The sequence below is a fragment of the Microbispora sp. CSR-4 genome, from assembly GCF_008033685.1.
GTDB lineage: Bacteria > Actinomycetota > Actinomycetes > Streptosporangiales > Streptosporangiaceae > Microbispora.
Genome location: NZ_VJVX01000066.1, coordinates 1 through 21,387 on the forward strand (window position 1 = coordinate 1; position 21,387 = coordinate 21,387).

Annotated in this window: 25 protein-coding genes; 10 read left to right on the top strand and 15 right to left on the bottom strand. The window is 70.1% G+C overall.

All coding sequences use genetic code 11. The features are described 5' to 3' along the window. The first annotated feature begins 19 nt into the window (after nucleotides 1-19). The gene (locus tag FLV34_RS43495; protein WP_369074152.1) at nucleotides 20-169 is read left to right on the top strand and encodes an integrase core domain-containing protein; all 150 of its coding nucleotides are present in this window, start codon (nucleotides 20-22) and stop codon (nucleotides 167-169) included. A 27-nt stretch (nucleotides 170-196) separates the two neighbouring features. On the opposite strand, the gene FLV34_RS33850 is transcribed toward FLV34_RS43495, so the two are convergent. Continuing rightward, on the bottom strand, nucleotides 197-760 hold the full coding sequence (locus FLV34_RS33850; RefSeq protein ID WP_147945038.1) for a hypothetical protein: 564 nt from the start codon (nucleotides 758-760) through the stop codon (nucleotides 197-199). A gap of 90 nt (nucleotides 761-850) precedes the next feature. Next, nucleotides 851-2,527: a TIGR02569 family protein gene (locus FLV34_RS33855; protein WP_187280803.1), complete on the bottom strand. Its 1,677-nt coding sequence runs from the start codon at nucleotides 2,525-2,527 to the stop codon at nucleotides 851-853. A gap of 126 nt (nucleotides 2,528-2,653) precedes the next feature. On the opposite strand from FLV34_RS33855, the gene FLV34_RS33860 reads away from it, so the two are divergent. Further along, nucleotides 2,654-3,355, top strand: coding sequence for a peptidase E (locus tag FLV34_RS33860; RefSeq protein ID WP_142650189.1), 702 nt, complete (start codon nucleotides 2,654-2,656; stop codon nucleotides 3,353-3,355). Here FLV34_RS33860 and FLV34_RS33865 read toward each other — a convergent pair. Continuing rightward, complete coding sequence (locus tag FLV34_RS33865; RefSeq protein ID WP_147945040.1) at nucleotides 3,352-3,996, bottom strand: helix-turn-helix domain-containing protein; 645 nt, start codon at nucleotides 3,994-3,996, stop codon at nucleotides 3,352-3,354. The genes FLV34_RS33860 and FLV34_RS33865 overlap by 4 nt on opposite strands. Nucleotides 3,997-4,065: 69 nt before the next feature. On the opposite strand from FLV34_RS33865, the gene FLV34_RS33870 reads away from it, so the two are divergent. Continuing rightward, on the top strand, nucleotides 4,066-4,788 hold the full coding sequence (locus FLV34_RS33870; RefSeq protein ID WP_147945041.1) for a hypothetical protein: 723 nt from the start codon (nucleotides 4,066-4,068) through the stop codon (nucleotides 4,786-4,788). Nucleotides 4,789-4,863: 75 nt separating this feature from the next. Here the strand turns inward: FLV34_RS33870 and FLV34_RS33875 are convergent, their stop codons facing one another. Beyond that, nucleotides 4,864-5,349: a peroxiredoxin family protein gene (locus FLV34_RS33875; protein WP_142650192.1), complete on the bottom strand. Its 486-nt coding sequence runs from the start codon at nucleotides 5,347-5,349 to the stop codon at nucleotides 4,864-4,866. Nucleotides 5,350-5,449: 100 nt separating this feature from the next. Here FLV34_RS33875 and FLV34_RS33880 point away from each other — a divergent pair, with 100 nt between their 5' ends. Next, entirely contained in the window at nucleotides 5,450-6,118 is a 669-nt protein-coding gene (locus FLV34_RS33880; RefSeq protein ID WP_142650193.1) for an RNA polymerase sigma factor, read from the top strand. Then, nucleotides 6,115-6,336 (top strand): hypothetical protein, encoded by a 222-nt coding sequence (locus FLV34_RS33885; RefSeq protein ID WP_142650194.1) that lies wholly within the window; start codon nucleotides 6,115-6,117, stop codon nucleotides 6,334-6,336. Before FLV34_RS33880 ends, FLV34_RS33885 begins: the two co-directional genes overlap by 4 nt. On the opposite strand, the gene FLV34_RS33890 is transcribed toward FLV34_RS33885, so the two are convergent. Further along, nucleotides 6,264-6,944, bottom strand: coding sequence for a TetR/AcrR family transcriptional regulator (locus FLV34_RS33890; protein WP_147945042.1), 681 nt, complete (start codon nucleotides 6,942-6,944; stop codon nucleotides 6,264-6,266). The two genes, FLV34_RS33885 and FLV34_RS33890, sit on opposite strands and share 73 nt — an antisense overlap. Before the next feature lie 69 nt (nucleotides 6,945-7,013). Between FLV34_RS33890 and FLV34_RS33895 the strand changes: the two genes are divergently transcribed. Then, the gene (locus tag FLV34_RS33895) at nucleotides 7,014-8,192 is read left to right on the top strand and encodes a hypothetical protein (RefSeq protein WP_222709720.1); all 1,179 of its coding nucleotides are present in this window, start codon (nucleotides 7,014-7,016) and stop codon (nucleotides 8,190-8,192) included. Here the strand turns inward: FLV34_RS33895 and FLV34_RS33900 are convergent. Together FLV34_RS33900 and FLV34_RS33905 are read right to left on the bottom strand one after the other, a co-directional pair. Further along, nucleotides 8,082-8,486 carry a hypothetical protein gene (locus tag FLV34_RS33900; RefSeq protein WP_142650196.1) on the bottom strand — a complete coding sequence of 135 codons (405 nt, stop codon included), beginning with the start codon at nucleotides 8,484-8,486 and terminating at the stop codon, nucleotides 8,082-8,084. The two genes, FLV34_RS33895 and FLV34_RS33900, sit on opposite strands and share 111 nt — an antisense overlap. Before the next feature lie 59 nt (nucleotides 8,487-8,545). Beyond that, nucleotides 8,546-9,637: a molybdopterin-dependent oxidoreductase gene (locus FLV34_RS33905; RefSeq protein ID WP_261986001.1), complete on the bottom strand. Its 1,092-nt coding sequence runs from the start codon at nucleotides 9,635-9,637 to the stop codon at nucleotides 8,546-8,548. Nucleotides 9,638-10,050: 413 nt separating this feature from the next. On the opposite strand from FLV34_RS33905, the gene FLV34_RS33910 reads away from it, so the two are divergent. Then, entirely contained in the window at nucleotides 10,051-11,508 is a 1,458-nt protein-coding gene (locus FLV34_RS33910) for an MDR family MFS transporter (protein WP_147945044.1), read from the top strand. 260 nt (nucleotides 11,509-11,768) lie between these two features. Here FLV34_RS33910 and FLV34_RS33920 read toward each other — a convergent pair whose 3' ends face one another. The 4 genes from FLV34_RS33920 to FLV34_RS33935 all read right to left on the bottom strand — a co-directional run bounded on the left by FLV34_RS33920 (nucleotide 11,769) and on the right by FLV34_RS33935 (nucleotide 16,198). Further along, on the bottom strand, nucleotides 11,769-12,953 hold the full coding sequence (locus FLV34_RS33920) for an endo-1,4-beta-xylanase (RefSeq protein ID WP_142650199.1): 1,185 nt from the start codon (nucleotides 12,951-12,953) through the stop codon (nucleotides 11,769-11,771). A gap of 51 nt (nucleotides 12,954-13,004) precedes the next feature. Next, nucleotides 13,005-13,634, bottom strand: a complete 630-nt coding sequence (locus FLV34_RS33925; RefSeq protein WP_142650200.1) for a polysaccharide deacetylase family protein — start codon at nucleotides 13,632-13,634, stop codon at nucleotides 13,005-13,007. 297 nt (nucleotides 13,635-13,931) lie between these two features. Next, the gene (locus FLV34_RS33930) at nucleotides 13,932-15,941 is read right to left on the bottom strand and encodes an ABC transporter ATP-binding protein (protein WP_147945045.1); all 2,010 of its coding nucleotides are present in this window, start codon (nucleotides 15,939-15,941) and stop codon (nucleotides 13,932-13,934) included. A 32-nt stretch (nucleotides 15,942-15,973) separates the two neighbouring features. Beyond that, a complete protein-coding gene (locus FLV34_RS33935) occupies nucleotides 15,974-16,198 on the bottom strand; it encodes a hypothetical protein (RefSeq protein WP_142650202.1) in 225 nt (74 codons plus the stop codon). A gap of 222 nt (nucleotides 16,199-16,420) precedes the next feature. Here FLV34_RS33935 and FLV34_RS33940 point away from each other — a divergent pair, with 222 nt between their 5' ends. Next, a complete protein-coding gene (locus FLV34_RS33940; protein WP_142650203.1) occupies nucleotides 16,421-17,155 on the top strand; it encodes an alanyl-tRNA editing protein in 735 nt (244 codons plus the stop codon). 124 nt (nucleotides 17,156-17,279) lie between these two features. Here the strand turns inward: FLV34_RS33940 and FLV34_RS33945 are convergent, their stop codons facing one another. Next, entirely contained in the window at nucleotides 17,280-17,894 is a 615-nt protein-coding gene (locus FLV34_RS33945) for a GNAT family N-acetyltransferase (protein ID WP_147945046.1), read from the bottom strand. Nucleotides 17,895-17,896: 2 nt separating this feature from the next. After that, a complete protein-coding gene (locus FLV34_RS33950) occupies nucleotides 17,897-18,436 on the bottom strand; it encodes a DinB family protein (protein ID WP_142650205.1) in 540 nt (179 codons plus the stop codon). Between the two features lie 60 nt (nucleotides 18,437-18,496). On the opposite strand from FLV34_RS33950, the gene FLV34_RS33955 reads away from it, so the two are divergent. Beyond that, nucleotides 18,497-19,450 carry a YafY family protein gene (locus FLV34_RS33955; protein ID WP_147945047.1) on the top strand — a complete coding sequence of 318 codons (954 nt, stop codon included), beginning with the start codon at nucleotides 18,497-18,499 and terminating at the stop codon, nucleotides 19,448-19,450. Nucleotides 19,451-19,501: 51 nt separating this feature from the next. Here FLV34_RS33955 and FLV34_RS33960 read toward each other — a convergent pair whose 3' ends face one another. After that, nucleotides 19,502-20,098: a hypothetical protein gene (locus FLV34_RS33960; RefSeq protein ID WP_147945048.1), complete on the bottom strand. Its 597-nt coding sequence runs from the start codon at nucleotides 20,096-20,098 to the stop codon at nucleotides 19,502-19,504. Nucleotides 20,099-20,224: 126 nt separating this feature from the next. Here FLV34_RS33960 and FLV34_RS33965 point away from each other — a divergent pair, with 126 nt between their 5' ends. Continuing rightward, nucleotides 20,225-20,440: a hypothetical protein gene (locus FLV34_RS33965; RefSeq protein WP_147945049.1), complete on the top strand. Its 216-nt coding sequence runs from the start codon at nucleotides 20,225-20,227 to the stop codon at nucleotides 20,438-20,440. 64 nt (nucleotides 20,441-20,504) lie between these two features. Here FLV34_RS33965 and FLV34_RS33970 read toward each other — a convergent pair whose 3' ends face one another. Next, complete coding sequence (locus FLV34_RS33970) at nucleotides 20,505-21,350, bottom strand: PIG-L family deacetylase (protein WP_261986002.1); 846 nt, start codon at nucleotides 21,348-21,350, stop codon at nucleotides 20,505-20,507. Nucleotides 21,351-21,387 lie beyond the last annotated feature (37 nt).

Genomic DNA, 21,387 nt, shown 5'->3' on the forward strand with positions numbered 1-21,387 from the left:
GCGCGGCCCGTGGAACGGCCTGGACGACGTCGAGATCGCCACCATGGAATGGGTCGACTGGTACAACAACCGGCGCCTCCACAGCGCCTGCAACGACCTCCCACCAGCCGAATTCGAGACCCACTACCGAACACAAACCGCCACGGCTATCCTCACCCCAGCCAGCTAACCCGGCCTCCACGAAACTCGGCGCGGTTCAGGTGATGGTCTGCAGCCGCGCCAGTGACACCCGTGCCTGGGTGCCCAACGCGGCGTCCAGCATCGTGGTCGGGGTGACGTAGAACTCCCACTGGTCCAGGTCGAGCGGGTTGACCGTCGCCTTATCGGTGTGGTGCAGGAGGCAGAAGACGTAGACCCGGCTTGGACGGTGTGGCACCGTCGCCACAGTGTTCGTCCGGGCATCCCATCCCTTGGCGGGGGCGACATTGAACTCGATGCGCGACAGCCGCTGCTGACTCCACGACTGTACGTAAGCCGCCGATTTGACCTCGATGTCCAGCCCGCCGGGCAGCCGCAGGTCGACCGCATCCCACTCCGTGCGAACACCATCGCCGGCACCCATGGCCAACGCAACGATGTACTCGGCGAGGACCCCGCGCAGTCGATTGCTCATCAGGTCGGAGCATGCCCACGCCCAGAAGTCGGTCAGGACGGCACCTGCCGCAGCCCCGGCCTGTGTGAAGGGCTCGGTGCCCGACCTGCGGGGGACGGCGAGCGCGTCAAGCGGCACGCCGCCGGAGGTCGCCTCGAAGTCGAGCATTGCGGATGTCCTTCCGATGTGTAGGTGGGACAGATCGGCCCGGCCGCCCTGACCTCAGCCGGCCAACCCGGCCCGGTTCGGCATTGCGTGTCAGGCCGGTGGTTGTGGGGGTGGGATGTGCAGGAGGCGGGCGGCCCAGGAGAGGGCGACGGTGAGGTGGCGCCGGCGTTGGTCGAACAGGGCCGGGTTGGCGTCGCGCGCCGGGGCGAGCAGGGGTTGCTGCCCGGCGATCAGCGCGGCGTGGGCCGTGGCGTGCGGGCCCTGGTCGGTGTCCGGTGCGGGGCCGCCTTCGGCGTGCAGGGCGACGAGCCACAGATGGTGGTCGAGCCAGGGATCGCCGATCGCCGCCGACGCCCAGTCGGCCAGCACCAAGCGGCCGTCATGCCACCAGAGGTTGGCCGCGCGTACGTCACGGTGGATCAGGCTGTCCCCCTCGACGGGTGCCTCGGCGGCGGCGGCATGGAGCGTGTCCAGGTGTTCGGCCAGCCACCGGCGTGAACATACGCCCATGCGCAGCAGGCGGGCCGGGTCGGCGGCGATGGCCTCCCAGGGATTGGCCATCTCCCGCAACACCGGTACGCCGGACGGCGCGGGCAGCGTGTGCACCTCGTGGAGCAGCTTCCTGGTGGCCGCGACCAGGGGTGCGGTCCACTCGCGGACCCAGTGGTCCTGCTCCAGCATTTCCAGCACGAGCATCGGCATCGGCTCGCGGGTGCTCGCCAGCAGCCGCGGCAGGAACGGGTGGTCACCGAGGGCCTCGTACACCGCCGACTCCACGACAAGTTCGGCGGGTGCGGCGGCTTTGACGAATACGGAACCGCCATCGGCACGGTCGGCGATTCGCGCCACGGAATGCCCGCCCGTGACCGGTCGCAGACCAGTGATCTCGCAGCCCAGCGCGCGGCCGACCGAGGCGGCGATGTCGGCGTCGGTTGCCGGTCCGGTGGTCATGGGCCGGCCGGACACGCGTGACAGCAGCAGTTCGACCACCGGTTCGTTGGCGCGGCGGACCGCCTGCCTGCTGTCCGGGTCCGGCCGGCCGAGCGACTCGGTGACCAGGCGCCATATCAGGGCGCGCAGCAGCAGTTGGTCGATGTCGTCCTCGCCGTCCAGTTCGTCGAGGATGCCGGGCGGTGCGGCCGACCAGGCCAGCAGGTCCACGGCGGCGACCGCCAAGGCGTAGCCCGTTGGCCGCCAGCTGGGTGAGAAGTCGATGACCGCGGGCGGCTGCCCATCCGCGAACAGCACGTTGCCCGCGATGTCACAGTGCACGAGCTGGCTGGGCAGCCGTACCGGCCGGGTGGCGGCGCGCAGGGCCTCCACCAGATCCGACAGTTCCGGCGCCGGCTCGACCTCGGCCTGGTCCCATGCCACCCGCTCGGCCACCGCCCAGCGGTTTCTGCCGCGCCCCAGCCAGCTCGGGGCGGGGACGCCGGCGAGGGCCGCGTGGAAGGCCCGGCCGGCCGCGACGAGCTCCGGCCAGCGCGTCACGGGATCGGGTTCGCCCTCGACAACGGTCCACGCCGCCCATCCGCCGGCGACCCATGAGCCGTCGGCCGCGCGTACGGGCCGGGGCACCCGGAAACCCGGACCGCGCAGATCGGCGAACACCTCGGCCAGCCATGACGCCACCGCCGGACGCGGGGCGGGCTTGAACACCAGCTCACCCGCCTGCCAGCAGGTGCCGCCACCTCCGGGCAACAGCCGCGCGGGACCGGACGGAACCCCGAATGCCGCGCGTACGTCCAGCGGGAGATCATCGGACACCACGCCACCCTCCACACGGGCCCGCGCCGGTGTCAATCGAAATACCACCCCCTGCCAGGCCTCTCGACTCGCAGGTGCGGGCGTTGCCGCCGGTCAGCTCTCGATGAGGACAAGGAGCACTGCCTCATGCCTCACCCCCGAAGAATCGTCCTGCTCGGCGGCGGCTTCTCCGACGACCCCGACACCCTGCTGGACGACTTCGTCCTCGCGACCACGGGCAAGCAGCGCCCGAAGGTCTGTTTTGTTCCGACGGCCAGTGGCGACTCGGCGGGTTACGTCGACCGCTTCTACGCCGCTTTCTCCTCCCGTGACTGCCTGCCCACTCACCTCTCGCTGTTCCGCCGCGAGCACCGCGACCTGCGCGCCCTGATCCTGTCGCAGGACGTGGTGTACGTCGGGGGCGGCAACACCGCCAACCTGATCGCCGTCTGGCGCCTGCACGGGTTGGACGAGGTGCTGCGCGAGGCGTACGAGGCCGGGGTGCTGCTCTGCGGAATCAGCGCGGGTGCGGCCTGCTGGTTCGACGCCTGCCTCACCGACTCGTTCGGCCCGGTGAGCCCTCTGCTGGACGGTCTGGGACTCATCGGCGGAAGCTTCTGCCCCCACTACGACGGGGAGGCCGACCGGCGGCCTGCCTTCCTGAACGCGGTGGCCGACGGCAGCCTGCCGGGCGGCTGGGCTCTCGATGACGGAGTGGCCGCCCTCTTCACCGACGGAGTGCTCACCGAGGCCGTCTCGCGGGTGCCCGGCGCCGCTGTCCACCGGGTGACCGCCACCGCCGACGGCACTGCCGTGGAAACCGCCGCCCCGGTCCGGCAGCTCCGTTAGCGCCCCTTGTCGAAGAGCCGGAAGAACCGCTGGGCCGCGTCGGTGTCACCGGTCACCAGCGCGTCGCCGGCGTCGGCCGCCTCCGCCACCGTGAGGCCGGTGAAGATCAGGGCCCGCAGCGTACGGACGTCGGCGCGCACCGTCGCGTGCGCCTGCGAGTGTCCGCCGCGGGCCACGCTCACCCCGGACGGCGTGGCCGTGATGTCGAACGCGTCGACGCCCACGACCAGCCGGACCGTCAGGGACGGTGTGTCCGGGGCGGGCGGCCGGTAGAAAACCTTGAGCAGCAGCATGAACGCGTCGGTGCTCATCTCGGCGCCGCCCAGTGTCGCCCGGCGCGCGCCCCAGCGGGCCAGCTCGATCAGCACCGGTTCGAGCTCCCGGCCGCTGTCGGTCAGCTCGTAGGCCCGGGCGCTGACCGGCGGCCCGAGCTCCACCCGGCGGACCACCCCTTCGTTCTCCAGCTCGCGCAGGCGCTGGCTGAGCACGTTCTGGCTGGCGTTGGGGAGGGCGTTGCGCAGGTCGCGAAACCTTTTCGGGCCGAAGACCAGCTCCCGCACGATGTGCAGGGCCCAACGCTCGCCGACGACGTCGAGCGCCAGGGCGGCGCCGCATCCGTCCCCATAGCTTCGCTGTGACACAGGTCAACTTTACTCTAGGAGCAACTGGTCCTACTTTAGGAGCAATCAGTGTGAAGTTAGGAGTTAGAGATGGACGCACTGCTCGCCCGCGTCATGGAGGCGCACGGCGGACTCGAACGCTGGAAGAACCTGTCGATTCTCACCGCGCGCATCACCGCCGGTGGTCCCTTCTGGGAGTTCAAGGGTCAGCCCGGCTTCGCCGGCGACGACCTGGTGGAGGTGAGCCTCCAGAAGGAGCGCATCGTCCATCGCCGCCCCGAGACCGGCCGTACGGTCGTGTACGACCGCGAGGCGGACCGGGTGACCGTCACCGGCCCGGACGGCGAGGTGCTGGCCGATCTGCCCGAGCCGAGGTCCACCTTCGACGGCCACACGCGGGACACGCAGTGGAACGTGGGTCAGGTCGCGTATTTCCGCAGCTACGCCCTCTGGCACTACCTCGTCGAGCCGTACGTCTTCACCTGGCCGGGGGTCGAGGCGCACGAGGTGGAGCCGTGGACCGAGAACGGCGAGAAGTGGCGGGTGCTGAGCGTCACCTATCCGCCGTCGATCCACACGCACAACGCGACGCAGCTCTACTACTACGACGACTCCGGGCTGCTGCGGCGGATGGACTACCAGCCCGACGTGACCGGCGGGTCGGAGACGGCGCACTACATCCGGGCGCACGAGGTGGTGGACGGCATTCCCGTTCCGGTCAAGCGGCACATCCACCGGCGCAACGAGGACCGCACGGCGGACCTCTCCTGGGCTCCCATCACGATCGACATCTCGGACGTCACGATCGGTTGAGAGGCCCGGCCGGGCAGGCCGGTGGCGGTCCGGCCTGCCCGGGTCTCTGTCTCTCCTGCCGCCATGGGTGGCAGGTCAGGCGGCGGGCGAGTGCTCCTTGATGTAGCGGATCAGGCCGACGACGTCGTCGGGCACGAGGCGGCCGATCGCGCCGCTGGAGTAGACGCTGACGACGACCCGCCCGGCGGGGTCGAGCACGAAGCCGGTCGACTGGACGTACCGGGGGTCGTCGTTGACGAAGGCGCCGGTCGTGCGAGCCAGCAGGTCCGGGTCGGCGCTGTGGCCGACCGGGAAGTCCAGCCGGAGCGTGGTGACCAGGTCCTTCGTCGTGGCCTCGTCGTCCACCGACAGGGCCACCACCTTGGCCTCGACGCCGCCCAGGGCGTCCAGCGACCGCTGGAAGGCGCGCAGCTGCGCCTTGCAGTAGGGGCACCACGAACCCCGGTAGAAGAGCACGACGCCGAAGCTTCCGGCCAGCGCGTCGGGCAGGCGCAGGGTCTCTCCGTCGATAAGGGTCACGTCCAGATCGGGAAAACGGTCACCAGGGTTGAGCAGCGTCATGTTCGATCCCCCTGTCGTATCGAATTCGGGTTGTCACTGTCTTCGCGTCACCACGGGGCGAGGTCTTACCTCACGAGTTCGGGCGAATAGCATCGGACGTATGGCGGCCGATCACGGCCTCGGGCAACACCAGGCCACCCTCGCCTCTGCCGACGCCGAGTCGGCCGAGTGGCTGCGTACGCTCGGCGGCGCCGGAGCGGAGCGGGAGGCGGCCGTGGAACGGCTGCACGCGATCCTGCTGCGCGTGGCGGGCAACGAGGTGCGCAGGCGTGCCCCGCGACTGCGCCTGTCCGGACCCGAGCTGGACGACATGGCGCACCAGGCCGCAGCCGATGCCCTGCTGGCCGTCATCGCGAAGCTCGGTCAGTTCCGCGGTGAGAGCCGGTTCACCACCTGGGCCTACAAGTTCGCCGTCCTGGAGGTGTCGGCCAAGCTCGGCCGCCACTTCTGGCGTGATCCGGGGGTGCCGCTGGAGGGGGAAGACTGGGAGCGCCTGCCCGACCGGTTCGAGTTCGACCCGGCCGAACGCTCCGAGCGGCGCGCCCTGGTCGACGCGCTGCGCCGGGCCGTGGATGAGGAGCTCACCGAACGGCAGCGCCACATCTTCGTCACGATCGTGCTGCAGGGCGTCCCGTCGGACGCTGTGGCCGTTGAACTGGGCACGAACCGCAACGCGATCTACAAGGCGATGTTCGACGTCAGGCGCAAGCTGCGCGCCGCGCTCGTCGCCCAAGGCTTCCTGGACATCGGCACTGCGAGGCGGTCATGAACGGTTTGGACGAGCTGGACCGGTTCCTGCGCACCGACCCGCGCGACGTGGGCTGCGACAAGGCGCTGGACCTGCTCCACGTGTACGTCGAACTCGTGGCCCGGGACCCGGACGACGCGCGGCGGCGCTACCCGGGGATCGCCGTTCACCTGCGCGCCTGCGGCCCCTGCAACGACGATTTCGAGGGCCTGCTGGCCGTGGTGTCCGACGCGATATAGCGCAGCGCGTGGAGGCAGAGGTCGACGACGGCATCGGCGTACGCGGCGTCGAGGGGCTGCCCCGACACCAGCAGCCGATAGTGGAGCGGCGCGAAGACGAGGTCGAGAGCCGTGTCCGGATCGACGTCGGCGCGGACGGCCCCGGCCCGCTGCGCCTCGCGCAGCGCCTCTCGCACGGGTGCCCGCCGGGGCTCGAACCACTGCTCCGCCATGGCGCGGGCCAGGTCGGGGTCGGTCTGCGCGGCGCCGATCAGTTCCCGTAGCCGGCTTCCCCCGGCCCCGTCCACGTACAGGGTGAGGAATCCGTGCGCGTAGGCGCGCAGGAGCGTGGCGAGGTCGCCGGTGGCGAGGTCGCCGTCGGCGGGGAGCGGGCCGATGCTCACCTTGTCGAGGAACGCCTCGAAGACGATCGCCGCCTTCGAAGGCCACCACCGGTAGAGCGTCTGCCTGCCCACGCCCGCCCTGGCGGCGATGCCGCCCATGGTGACCGACTGGTAGCCGCCCTCCACGAACAGGGCGTACGCGGCGTCGAGGATCGCCCGCCAGGACTCCTGGCTGCGGCGGGCGGGATCGGCGGGGATGGGTCCACTGTAGTGGAGACGAGACATCTCGTCTCGTGTATGGTCGTCGCGAGACGAGATGTCTCGTCTCGTCAAAAGCCGTGAAGGAGGCGCGCTGTGACCGGAGACCCCGCGGCCGGAGGCCGCTTCACCATCGAGCGCCGCGACCGCTGGTCGCTGCGTACGCCTGACGGGTCCCCTTTCCTGTCCGTCGGGGTCGTCCACGCGGACGACACCAACCTGCGTTATCCGCACAACATCGGGATCTACCGGACGCGTTATGGCGGGTCACGCGGACGCTGGCTGCGCGAGGGACTGGTGCCGGAGATGACCTCGTGGGGGTTCAACACGATCGGCTGGACCTCGGAGTACGTCAGCGGCACCGGTCTCGCCACGGAGGGCGGCCCCGTCGACCTCGGACACTCGGACGGCCTGCCGCCCGACGAGCTGGCCGCGTCGGGCCTGCCGTACACGCTGTCGCTGCGGGTGGCCGAGATCGAGCTGTGGAACGGGTCGCCGGCTTACCGCGATCCCCGTACGCCTGCCTTCGCGGAGTGGTGCGATCACCTGGCCAGGACGCTGTGCCGCCCGGACGACACGAACCTGCTCGGCTACTTCCTCGCCGACGTGCCCGGCTGGGGGCCGCACCCGGCGGGCGGCGGCTTCCCGCCCGACGAGCTCTCCGCGATCGCGGAGGCCTACTATCGCGTCGCCACCGAGGCGATCCGGCGGCACGATCCCCACCATTTGATCCTGGGTGACCGCTACGGCACCCGGGCCGGGGTGCCCGAGCCGGTGCTCGACGCCATGGCGCCGTACGTCGACGTGCTGTCGGTGCAGACGTTCCCCCCTCCCGGGCCCGGCCACCTCGATGCGGCGCTCGACCGCATCGAACGGTGGCACGAACGCACCACCCGGCCCGTCCTGATCGCCGACACCGGCAACTGGTGCCCGACGACGATGAGCCCTGGCCGTACGGGGTCCTGCCGTGACCAGCGCGAACGCGGCGAGGGGTACGCGACGGCGGCCGAGGCGTTCGCCGCCCGCCCGTGGTGCCTGGGCTGGCACTGGTGCAGCTGGCTGGAGAACCCCCACCGCGGATTCGGGCTGAAGGACCCCTGGGACGAGCCCTACCGGGACCTCGTCGACGCCGTGACCGAGACCAACCACCGGCTGAGCGCGCTGCTAACCGCGGCGGCGCCGCAGCCGCGTGGCGATCGTGCCGAGCGCCGTCACCAGCGCGACCAGGCCCAGGACGACGAGCAGGTTGCGCCCGTAGTCCAGCGGCAGGAGTGACGGATTGTCGGCCCGGCGGCCGAGACCCGTGACCATCGGCAGGGCGACGAACGACAGCACGGCCGCGACGATCAGCCCGGCCCGCACCCACGGTGGCGTACGCAGCCTCCCGGCGGCCACGCCGACGAGCAGGACGAGCGGCACGAGCACCCCGTCATGCGCCACGACGAAGCCGCCGAACCACAGCGCCCAGCCGAGCGGGTCGCTGTGGCGGGCGTCCACGAGCAGGCCGGTGAGTCCGGTGAGGACCAGGCCGCCGCCGATCGCGTATCCCAGCAGACGCGGTGCGTTCACGCGTCTCGGCAAGCGTCTCGGCAAGCGTCTCGGCAAGCGTCTCGGCAAGCGCGGTGCGTTCACGCCGCCACCACCCTCGACACCCATTTGGTCTGCAGCACGCCCGGCCGGTTCGGCGCGATCAGCCGTACGGGGAAGCCGTGATCGGGGGCGAGCGGCGCGCCCCCGATCCGCAGCGCCAGCAGCGTGAGCGGGTCGTTCCAGTGCGGTGGCCGCACCTCGCTCGACCGGTAGCCCCCGCCTCTCTCCAGCGACTCGACCGTGAGAACGGCGTCCGGCGCGATGCCCGCCAGGGCGGCGAGGTCGCGCAGCCGGATGCCCGACCACTCGGCCTCGGCGCTCCAGCCCTCCACACAGGCGATCGGCAGCCGCACGGTGTGCTGGGGGAGCCGCAGCAGGTCGTCGTACGCCAGGGACAGCGGCGTGCGCACCGCGCCGGTCACGGTGAGCCGGTATCCCGGGTCGTGGATCACGATGGTCACGCCCGCCGCCTCGGCGGACTTGTTGACAGGCAGGCCCTGCGGGCCGATGTGCGGGTCGCGCGGCGCCAGCAGGGCGAGCCTGGAAAGCGGCGCGTACGTCTCGCCCACCGTGAACAGCACGGTCAGGCCCGACGCGGCGGCCACCGTGCCGAGGAAGCGGCGCCGCGCCGTCACCGTCTCCGGGGGATCGACCTGCTCCCGCGTCCACAGGTTCCTGCGTATCTTCGCCCACTCGTTGACGACATGGATGATCAGGGCGCCGTACAGGAGATATGCCGTCCAGTAATGCGCGACGGGAAAAGAGAACGGCCACAGGTAAACGTACGAGATGTTCAGCAATCCAGTGACCAACTGGAATAGCGAAGCCCCGACGAGAACGAGCACGAGCGCGCGTTCCATGGCGTGGGAGAGCGACCGGAACGGCGGCCACTGCCACAGCTTCGGATAAACGGTCCAGAGCTTCGCGAAAAGCAGCGGAACCGTCGCAAGCCCGCCGATGACGTGGAGCCCCTGCGTCACCCGATAAAGCCCGACCGGCCGGGACGGCCACGCCAGGCCACCGGGTGGATGCTGCATGAAGTGGCTGATCAGGCCGGTCACGAAGGCCACGGTGAAGCTGATCCCGAGCCACATGCCGAGCCGGGCGGCCACGCGCTCGGAATGCAGCACGCTGCCGAAACGGCCGGGCACACTTCGAAGAAGCGTTTCGGCCCGTTCTCTCACGGCGGAATCAACGACGGAATCACGCACCATGGCGCGGCCTCTTTTCCCGGAACGGCGGCGAACCATGATCCGCGCCGCCCGCGCCGGAAAGGACATTCGGAAGCACAATCGCGACCGTACCGCCGCCCGGCCTCGCGAATGCTTACGGAACCATGACGGGCCGCCGGGAGATCCGGCCGGCGCTGGTCCACGGCCCTTTTCCGTCGGCCGGCACGCGCGCCGGCCGGCACGGGCGGGGCGAAGATCTTTTGTCGGTGGCGCCTGTCAGGCTTGCCGTGAACCTCAAGTCCTTGTGGGAGCCCAGGCTGGGACGCCAGCAGCGACCACGTCGTCCCCCTACAACCCTTGATCGAGGTGCCATGTCCATCGCACAGGTCGATTCCCCAGCCGAACCCGCGACCGCGGTTTCGAGACGCACCCCGGCCGTGATCCGGCTGCTGGTGCTCGCCACGTTCGTGGTCATCCTCAACGAGACGATCATGATCAACGCGATCCCGCGGCTGATGGGCGCTCTGCACATCACCGAGCAGACCGCGCAGTGGCTCTCGACCGCCTTCATGCTGACCATGGCCGCCGTGATCCCGATCACCGGTTGGTTCCTGCAAAGGGTGACCACGCGCCGCGCGTACGCCACCGCGATGGGCCTGTTCCTGCTCGGCACGGCGTTGGCCGCCGTCGCGCCGTCGTTCGAGGTGCTGCTGGGCGCCCGCATCGTTCAGGCGTGCGGCACGGCCGTGATGATGCCGCTGCTGATGACCACGTTGATGCAGGTCGTGCCCGAGTCGGAGCGGGGCCGTGTGATGGGCAACGTCAGCCTGGCCATCTCGGTCGCGCCCGCGATGGGCCCGACGGTGTCGGGCGTGATCCTCCAGTTCGGCTCCTGGCGGTTGCTGTTCGCCGTGGTGCTCCCCATCGCCGGGATGATCACCTGGCGCGGCCTGAAGCAGCTCAAGAACGTCGGCGAGACCCAGGTCAGCTCGATCGACTGGCTGAGCGTGGTGACCTCGGCCGTGGGCTTCGGCGGACTGGTCTACGGGCTCAGCCGGTTCGAGGGTGGCAACGTTCGCGTGGCCGCCGCGATCGTGGGAGGCGGTCTGGCCGCCATCGCCGTCTTCGTCGTCCGCCAGATGTCGCTGCAGAAGCGCGGCGTGCCGCTGATGGACCTGCGCACCCTGCGCCACCGCACCTACACGGTCGCGCTGATCCTGATGGCGGTGTCCTTCATGGCGATGCTCGGCTCGATGATCCTGCTGCCGTTGTATCTGCAGAACATCCGCGCGCTCAGCCCCCTGGAGACCGGGCTCCTCGTGATGCCGGGCGGTCTCGCGATGGGGCTGCTCGGTCCGCCCGTCGGCCGCCTGTTCGACCGGTTCGGCGGCCGGGTCCTGGTCATTCCCGGCGCTGTCGGGATCGCGCTCGCGCTCGCCGGCTTCACCCAGGTCACCATGACCATGCCCTACTGGCAGCTCCTGGCGCTGCACGCGCTGCTGATGGTGAGCCTGGCCGCGACCTTCACCCCGGTGTTCACCCTCGGGCTCGGCGCGGTGCCCCCAAACCTCTACTCCCACGGCAGCTCGATCCTGAGCACGCTGCAGCAGGTCGCCGCGGCCTTCGGCACCGCGCTGGTGATCACCGTGATGAGCGCGCGAGCCGATGCCCTGCGATCGGCGGGAGTCGCGGAGGCGCTCGCCGACCTCGACGGCATGCGGCTGGCCTTCGTCATCGGCGCCGTGCTGTCTGTGGCCGTGGTCGTCACCGCCGTGCTCCTGCCCGCCCGAGCGGACAGCGCCGTCAAGTCGGCGGGGCCCGTCCACTGAGATGGGCCTGACATTGGCGGAGGGACGCCTGTGGTCGATCCGCCCGCCCCGCGATCGCGGAACGAGCGGATCTGGTCATCCGGCGGTCACAGCGCCTGGCGGCATATCCCTGGGGAAGAGGACGCCGCCGCCAGGCGTCGTACGGCGGGATGTGGCACACGGGGCCGCCTCGTGGAGTGCGGCCCCGTGCCCGTCGGCCGATGCGATCAGTCCGGCTGGTTCGGCCGGTTCGGTCAGTTCGGCCGGTTCTGCCGGGTCGGTCAGGGGCGGCCCGGGCCTCCGCCGTCGCGGCGCGGCGCGCCCGCGGCGAGTGCGAGGTCCTGCTGGATCACGTAGTACTGCGACTTGGGCTTCAGGTCCGCGTCATACAGCAGGGCGGCGCCCTCCTGCGGGTCGGCGAACCAGCCGGGGATCCAGGAGTAGGTGTCGCCGAAGCCCCACGGGGTGAACGAGATGCACTCGCGCACCGCCAGGCAGGCCTTCAGAGCGCGGGACCAGTAGCTCTCCTGGGCGTAGACGGCCAGCGGGTTGGTCGGGGTGTTCACGTTCGGCGCGGCCTCGGTGAACGTGCGGACGTCCACCTCGGTCTCGGCCACCTTCAGGCCGAGGTCCGCGAAGCGCTGCAGGTTGTTCTGCAGGTCGGGGAAGCCGTACTGGGTGTCCAGGTGGCCCTGGAAGCCGACGCCGTCGATGGGCACGCGCTGCGCCTTCAGCGTCTTGACGAAGTCGTACACCGCGTTGCTCTTCGGCCCGGTGAACTCGAGGTTGTAGTCGTTGTAGAACAGCAGGGCCTTGGGGTCGGCCTCGTGTGCCCAGCGGAAGGCGTCGGCGATGTAGCCGAGGCCGCCCCACGCCTTGTACCAGATGGTCTCGCGGGGCTTGCCGTCGTCGTCGAACGCCTCGTTGACGACGTCCCACTGCCAGATGTCGCCCTTGAAGTGCTTCACCTGGTCCTGGATGTGCTTCTTGAGCACGGCCTTCACCTCGTTGTTCGACAGCGTGGTGGTGAAGCCGTCGGAGGAGAGCCAGGTGGGCAGCTGGTTGTGCCACACCAGCGTGTGACCGCGGACCAGCTGCTTGTTCTTCTTCGCGAAGGAGACCAGCCGGTCGGCCGCGGCCCAGTCGTACGTGCCGCGGTTGGGCTCCACGAGCTGCCACTTCATCACGTTCTCCGGGGTGACGCTGGAGAACTGCTCGGCCGTGATCCGGGTGTATTCGGCGTTGCTGCCGAGCTCATCCGTGTTCACGGCGGTGCCGATGCGCAGGCCGATGCGGTCGCCGAGAGCGCGCAGCGAGTCCGCGGGGACGGGCGCGGAGTGCCCGGGGCCGGGCGGAGGAGGGGCGGGGGCGGCGCCGGGCTCGGCCGAGGCCGAGCCGGTGAGAGCCGCCCCGCTCAGCAGGACCGTGGCGCTCACGAGGCCGATGGACAGTGCGGAACGAAGCACACGAACTCCTCGGGGGATGAAAGTAGGGGGTTGATGGGTACTGCGATCGGGTCAGCCCCGGCGGGCGGGCAGCGACAGGCGCCATCCCTCCGACCGGAGCGCGGGAATGACCGTGTCGACGGCGGCGATGGTCTGACTTCGGTCCCCGCCGCCGTCGTGCATCAGGACCACCGCCCCCGGTGTGATCCCTTCTCTCAGGCGGCGGACCAGCTCGGCGGTGCCCGGCGTCTCCCAGTCGCCGATGGCCAGACGCCACCCCAACGCTTGCATGCCGAGGTCTGCCGCGACGGCCGGCGTCTGTCCCCAGTTGCCGTACGGGGCACGGAAGTACGGGATGCGCGCCCCTGGTACGGCCGCGCGGATGGCGGCGGTCGTCTCCAGCAGATCGGCGCGGATCCGCTCGGCCGGCCAGGTCGCCATGTCGTCGTGGCGCATGCCGTGGTTGCACAGCGTGTGCCCGTCGGCGACGATCCGCCGGACGACCTCCGGGTGCTGCCGCACATGCTCGCCCCAGAGGCAGAAGACCGCCTTCACGCGGTGCTCGCGCAGCACGTCGAGCAGGCGCAGGGTGTCGGGCGGGTTCGGCCCGTCGTCGAAGGTGAAGCTGACCGACCGCCCGCCGCCGCGGGCCGAGTCGACGACCGTGGGAGTCGGGTTGTCGGCCAGCGCCGGGTGTGCCATGCCCAGCAGCAGACCTATCGCGGCCAGTGGAGCGGCGAGAAGACGTGGCCTGCGTGGGCGACGGCTTCGGTTGACCACGATGACTCCATCTTCAGACGACGTACGCCCGAAAGTTTCTGTGACATTACGAAAGTAATGCAGACCATAGGAACGCGATAGTGCTACGTCAAGAGGTCAAAACCGCCCGCAAGCTCGCGTACACGGTGTCGTGGCTGATGAAAGGCATGCCAGCGGGTTCCCGACCGCCGTAAAACACCCGGCAGCCCCTCCGAAACTTTCGGGTTAGAAGGGGTGTGATCAGGGGAGGCGGCCAGCCTCCTCGTCGTGGAGGTACGCCGACGCCTGGAGGGTGAACAGCTCGGCGTATCCGCCCCCGAGCCGCATCAGTTCGGTGTGGGCGCCGTCCTCCACGAGCCTGCTGTCCTCCAGGAACATGATCCGGTCGGACTGGCGGACGGTGGAGAACCGGTGCGAGATGTACAGCGTCGTCTGTCCCGCCGCCAGGGCGCGAAGCCGGGTGAACAGATCATGCTCGGCCTGCGCGTCGAGCGCGGAGGTCGGCTCGTCGAGCACGAGGATCGCGGACTCGCGCATGAACGCCCTGGCCAGCGCGATCTTCTGCCATTCACCGCCGGACAGGCTGACGCCCTGGTCGAACCACCGGCCGAGCGGACTGTCGAAGCCCCTGGGCAGCCGCTCGAGGCGCTCGGCTATCCCGGCCCGCTCGGCGGAGTCCGCGATCGCCTCCCTGTCCTCAAGATGCGAGAGGTCGCCGAGGCCGATGTTCTCGCTCGCGGTGGCCTGATAGGTCACGAAGTCCTGGAACATCGCGCTGATCCTGGCCCGGTAGTCCTCCGGGTCGTACTCCCTGATGTCGACGCCGTCGAGCAGGATCCGGCCCTCCGTCGGGTCGTACAACCGGCACAGCAGCTTGATCAGGGTGGACTTGCCCGCGCCGTTGCGGCCGACGACCGCGACGGCCTCGCCCGGACGGATCTCGAAGCCGACCCGGTCGAGCGCCTTGACGTCGGAACCGGAGTAGCTGAACGAGACATCCTCGAACCGCACGTGACCCCGTACGTCGGCCGGCACTGGGCGGGGCCGCTCCGGCCTGCGGATCTCCGGGCGGGTGCCGAGGAAGCGGTAGAGCAGGTCAAGGAACAGGTTGTTCTCGTACATGCCGCTGAACCCCAGGAACAGGCCCTGGACGGCACCCTGCACGGCGGTCGCGGCGCCGGTGTAGAGCGCGAGATCACCCAGGGTGAGCCGGCCCGAGCCGGCCTGCACCGCGATGTAGAGGTAGATCCCGGAGCTGGTGAGGGTCGTCAGCATGCTCCACGCGGCGGCGGCCGCGTTGCGGGTGCCGATCAGCTTGCGCTGCCGTTCGTAGTAGACCTGGCCGAGCCGGCGGAACCGGTCGACGAGATAGGAGCCGAGCCCGAAGTGCTTGATCTCCTTGGCGTACGTGTCGGTGGTGACGAGCCCGGCCAGATACTCCATCCGGCGGCGGATCGGTGAGCCGAGGAAGCTGAACGCGAAGCTCCTGGCGGAGTATCGGGTCTGCGAGACGAACGCGGGGATCGGGGTGACGAGCGCGACGACCGCGAGCAACGGGCTGATCGCGATCAGCATGGCGATCATCGTGCAGAACGTGATCACGGTTTTCACCAGGCCGAACGCGGAGTTCATCATCGACAGCGGGCGGCTGGGCGCCTCCTGGTCGGCCTGCCGCAGCAGGTCGTAGGACTGGGAGCCTTCGAAGAAGGCGAGATGCAGGTCGCTCGCGTGCGCCATCACCTTGTGGCGGATGGTGAGCACCATCTTCTCCTGCAGCAGTTGCTGGGCGATGTTGGTGAGCGACGTGACGACCGTGGTCACCGTGAAGAGGAGGAACTGCAGCGCGGCCACTGCGACGATCTTGGCGACCGACGTCATGGCGATGCCCGGGAACAGCGGCACCGTCAGCATGACGACGTCCGAACGGTGCTGGGCGTGCACCTGGATGCCCTCGACCACCGAGTCCATCAGCAGCTTCGTCATGTACGCCGAGGCGGTGGGCAGCAGGCCGCTGACGATGGTGACCGCGCCGATCACCACGGTCAGCACGGGACTGGCCTGCCATGTCAGCCCGACCACGCGCGGCAGCCCGCGCGCGGTGCCGGCGACCGTCTGCCGGATCCGCCGCCACCGCGACCTCAGGTCTCTGGGCTGTTCGCGCGGCGTGGTGTCCGGAATGTCGATAGGGCCGGTCAGCCCGCTGTCGGCGATGCTGGTCGGGTCGTCCAACCCGAGTGGCAGGCGGCGCATCGCCGATTCGATGCCGCCCCCACCCCGGTCCACTAAGCACCGCCCTGAGACCTGGCCGGCGGTTTCGCGTGCTCGAACGCGCCGTGCGGGAAGGGCTCGATCGGCGAGGCCAAGAGGATCGGTTCGCCGTTCGCGTCGGGCCGGCGAAACCGGGCGGACAGCGCCGCCGGGGCGATCCGACCGATCGTCACCGCGGCTCCGCGCTCGGCCATAAGCGGAACGGTCACGTTCACGGCGCGGCGTTGCCCGGCGCTCATGCTCGGGCCCTCGGCGCCTGGCCGGCGGCGTCCGGCAGGGGCTGCGTCAGGGGCGTTCGGTGGGGGTTTCGTCATGCCTCGACCGTACGGAGTGAGCACTCACTCCGTCAAAGCGTTTCTCGCCGACCGGGCTCGTCCGGTTCTGACCGACGGCATTGACTGGGCCGTGCGGCTTGTGCTCGGGCCGGTCCCGCCTCGCCTACCGTGGCTAGACTCGGTGAGGTGACGTTCGATCTGCATGGGCGGACGAGGCGACTGGAGCTGACCGACCAGGATCTGCGGTCCTTCGAGGCCGTCGTGCTGGAGGCCACGCCGGACGGGATCGTCCTGGACCGATCGGCCTTCTATCCGGGCGGCGGAGGCCAGCCGCCGGACCACGGCGTGCTGCTGTGGCAGGGCGTCGAGACCCGCATCGAGGGTGTACGCAAGGGCGACGACCTCTACCTCATCCCCGCTGCGGACGACCCGATCCCGCCAGCCGGAACGGTCGTGCGGGCGGCGGTCGCCGACGAGCGGCGCTCCGCGCTCATGCGCACGCATTCGGGTCTGCACGTGCTGTGCGGCGTCGTCTTCCGCGACTACGGAGCCCTGGTCACCGGCGGGAACATGGAGCCGATGACCGCGCGGATGGACTTCAACCTCCCCGAGGTGCCGCCCGGGTTCAAGGAGGCGGTCGAGGAGGCGTGCAACGCCGAGATCGCCGCCGACCGCCGGATCGACGTACGGGTGCTGCCCCGCGCGGAGGCGTTCGCGATCCCCGACATCATCCGCACCGCGACGAACCTCGTGCCGGAGGGCATCCCCGAGGTGCGGATCGTCGACATCGTGGGCCTGGACACCCAGGCCGACGGGGGTACGCACGTCGCCTCGACCAAGCAGATCGGCAGGATCAAGGTCGCCAAGATCGAGAGCAAGGGCCGCGGCTTCCGCCGCCTCCGCATCGCGATCGCCGACTGACCGCGCCCCGGCGGACCAAGCCGCCGGCCAGCTGCGCCGTCGGCTGATCGTCGCCCGACCGGGCCGCCGACCGCCGGGTCAGCTGAGCGCGCCGCCGACCCGCCGTACGCCGAACATCGGCAGGTCAGAAGTCGATCCGTACGACGGCTCGTCTGAGGGTCGGCCTGCTCACCTCGGTGAACCCGGCGTCGAGGAAGACGTCGCGGCTGCCGACGTGCAGCTCGCCCCAGGTGATCTCGACCCCCGGCCTGGTGATCATCGGGTATACCTCCAGGGCCCGGGCTCCCCGCTCGCGCGCGTAATCGATCGTGGCCTGCGCGAGCGCGTAGGTCACCCCGCGCCGGCGGAAGCCCTTGCGGGTGACGAAGCAGGTCACGGCCCAGACGCTGTCGTCGGCCTGGTCCTCCTGCCGCCCCTTCCAGGGGACGCGGGTGCGGGTCAATTGGGGATAGGCCGTACGGGGCTCGACCGCACACCACCCGACCGGCTCACCGTCCAGGTAGGCCACGAGACCGCTGGTCGACCGGGCGCCGGGGGTTCCGCAGCCGGTCTGTTCGCGCAGGCGCGCGGCGCGTTCCGCGTCGGACACCGAGTGCCACTGGTAGGTGAAGATCTTGTAGCGCTGGCAATGGCAGTCCGTCGTGCCGAAGACGGCCTCCAGGTCGTCCCACGACGCCTGGTCGGCGGGGACGACGACGAGTCGATCGGCGGGAATCGGCTCGGTGATGTCCTGCCTCATCTCTACGGGTGGTCCTCTCCGACCAGGCCGTCCACGGACTCGCGGATGAGGTCGGCGTGCCCGGCATGGCGGGCGTACTCCTCGATCATGTCGATCAGCAGGCGGCGGAGGCTGGGCGACTCGCCGCGTGAGCTGGTGTACACCGCGAGCCGTCCGAGGCCGCCCTCGGCCAGCGCCTGCCGTACGTTGGCCCGGGAGCGGGCCACGGCGTCCTGCCACAACGTCGTCAACTGCTCGGGGGTGTCGTCGGTGGCGGTGCGCCACTCCCACTCGGGGTCGGCGTCGAAGTCCACCGTGTCCCACGGCGGCGCAGGAGGTCGCCCCAGCAGCTTCTGCGAGAACATGTCGTCCTCCACCAGCGCCAGGTGCTTGAGCAGCCCTCCCAAGGTCATCGACGACGCGGCGGTGGTCGCCCGCAGACCGGCCGCGTCGAGCCCGCCGCACTTCCAGGCGAAGATCCGGCGCTGGCGGTCAAGGGAGCCCAGCAAGGTGTCGATTTCGTCACCGGCGACCGGCGGCTCATGGAGGACGTTTTCGGTCATGCGGCACAGGCTACGGTGCATTCCGGACGATCCACTTCCGGAATATGGCGGGTGTGCCGAATGACGCACGACGAGAGCCCGACGGCGCGGGCGCTCCTGCTCCTCGAACTGATCCAGAGCAGCCCCGGCATCACGGCGGAACGGCTGGCCGGGCGGCTCGGCGTCTCGGAGCGGGCCGCCCGGCGTTACGTCGGCATCCTGCGTGAGGCGGGCATCCCCGTCGAGTCCGAACGCGGCCCCTACGGGGGATACCGCATCGGCCGGGGGCTCCGGCTGCCGCCCCTGATGTTCACGCAGGCCGAGGCGCTCGGGCTGGTGATGGCCGTGCTCGACGGTCACCACGACTCGGCGGACCCGGCCGATCCCGTGGGCGGCGCGCTCGGCAAGATCCTGCGGGTGGTTCCCGAGGCGGTCGCAGGGCTGGCCGCGGCCGTACGGAGCCTGAGCACGAGACACCCCGAGCCCGGGGCCAGACCGCCCAGCCCGGAGACCACCGCCGCCCTCGTCCAGGCCTGCGCGGGGCGCCGCCGGCTGCGGCTCGGATATCGCATCCGCCCGGGAGACGAGCGGGTCATGGAGGTCGATCCGTGGGCCGTCGTCGTACGCCGCGGCCGGTGGTATCTGCTGTGCTGGTCGCACACGAAGAACGCCCGCAGGGTGCTGCGGGTGGACAAGGTGGCGGACGTCGAGGTGCTCGACGTGCCGGCCGGCCCTCCGGCCGATCTCGATCCGGCGGAGATGCTGGAAGACCATCTGTCGGCGGGGTGGCGGCACCAGGTGGAGGTCGTCGTCGACGCGCCCGCCGAGGCCGTGGCCGAGTGGATCCCGCGCAGCCTGGGCCGCCGCGAGCCGATCGACGCGACCACCACGCGCCTGGTGGGCAGCACGGACGAACCGGGCTGGTACGTCCGGCAGCTCACCGCGATCCGGGCGCCCTTCCGCATTGTCGGGTCACCCGAACTGCGCGAGGCCGCCGAAGCCCTGGGCCGGCGCCTCCTCCAGGCCGGATCCTGACGTGCCGGTCCTGTTCGCCGGATCAGGTGCGGAGCTGGTCCGCGCACAGCTCTAGGCGGAGCAGGTGGCCCACAGTTCGGCCCAGTTCTCGGCCATGAAGTCGTCGTTCTGATACGCGACCGTGAATGAGTGCGGCTCGGGATAGAAATCGACGATGCTGACGCCGGCGGGGTGCCGCTGGTCGACACCGGTGAGGTGCGGGTGGGTGGGCGGGCAGGCCACCGTGAGCAGGGCGTCGCCGCCCGGCGGCAACGTCGTACGTTGCATGAACTCGAAGCCGGTCATGGGTTCGTGCTGCACGTTCGAGCAGACCACGTCGATCTTCACGGAGATGCGCATCCTGTGCGGGTCCGTCTTCGACTGGGAGTTGCTGAACGACACCTTCACCTCGCGCCCGTTCACGGTGATGGCCTTGTAGTCCAGCAAAGGCCCGTCGTAGGTGTCCTGGATGATGGACGTGGTCCGGGTCGTCACCGGGTACGGCTTCGTCGACGGGCAGATCACCGAGACGTAGGACGAGAATCCCGGCGCGACGGAGGTCGAGTTCGTCCTGACCACCGTGTCCTCGGCGAACGCCGGGGCGACGGAAACCGCGAGCGCGGCCGCGGCCATCGCCGCGATCGCGCCCGTTCGCGTGAGCTTGCGCATGTTGCCTCTCCTTGTTCGTCAGGCTTGTCCTTGCGCCGACGACGCTAGAGAGACGGTCTTGCCGCGATCTTGTGTTTGTCGTGTGGCGGGCTTGACGGGCACTTGCGACGGACGTTTCAGGTCGGCATGACGATGGTGGACAGGAGACGCCGGGTGCGGCCCGGCGCGGGCCACCTGCCGGAATCCCACGCCGTCGCGGCCGAGGTCGATGTCGTCGCGCGTGAGGTGACGGTCGAAGTCGGCCAGCAGCAAGGCGACGAACGTCACGAACCCGTGGTCAAGGAACTCCTCACCGGCTGGCTCGCGCGCACGCTGCCGGCCACGGCGCGAGACGCGCCGTGATGGAGCTCGTCCTTCCTGCCGTCCCCCGCCTGCCCTCCTGCCGGCGCCTCTCCCGGAGGAGAGGTCAGCGCAGGCCGGCGAACAGGTCGTCCTCCTTGGCGGGGGCGGCCACCCGGGACGTCGTCCGGATGAAGTACTCGCGTGAGAACGCCTGGTGCTGGGCCTCCGGCGGCATCTTCAGGAAGGGGATGTTGTCGCCCTGGCTCGCGTGGGCCGCCAGCGCCTTCAGCTTGTTCTCCACGTACGGCGAGACGTCCACGACGCTGGTGATGAGCTCGTCGGGCGTGCCGAAGTCGTCGGGGAGCTCGAAGTCGTCCGGCGCCATGCCGTTGGCCCGCATGAACTCGAACATCTGCCGGATGCCCTCACGCGGCACGGCGGCATAGTAGAACTTGTCCGGAATGCCGGTCTTCTCGGCCGCCGCGACCGCGATGCGGTGGGCCTGGATGTGGTCGGGGTGCCCGTAGTTGCCGTTCTCGTCATAGGTGACGACGACCTGAGGGCGGTAGTGCTCCATCAGCGTGGCGAGCCTGGCGGCGGCCGTCTCGACCGGGACGTTCGCGAACGCGTCGGCGTGGCCGTTGCCCTCCCAGCCGTCCATGCCGGAGTCGCGGTAGCCCAGCAGTTCCAGGTGGTCGATCCCCAGGTGGGCGATCGACTCGTGCAGCTCGGCCAGCCGCCGCTCGGCGACGGCGGCATCGTCGTGACCGGGCTCGCCCGGCTTCACCCCGCCCGGGCCGTCCCCCTGCTCGCCGTTGGTGCACGTCACCAGGACCGTACGGATCCCTTCGGCGGTGTATTTCGCGAGGATCCCGCCGGTGCCGATCACCTCGTCGTCGGGGTGCGCGTGCACGGCCATGAGGGTGAGCTGTCGGTCCATTCCGTCCCCCGGAGTGTCGTTTACCGTCACCCGGACGAGCCTATATCGCCCCTTGAACGTCGCGCGG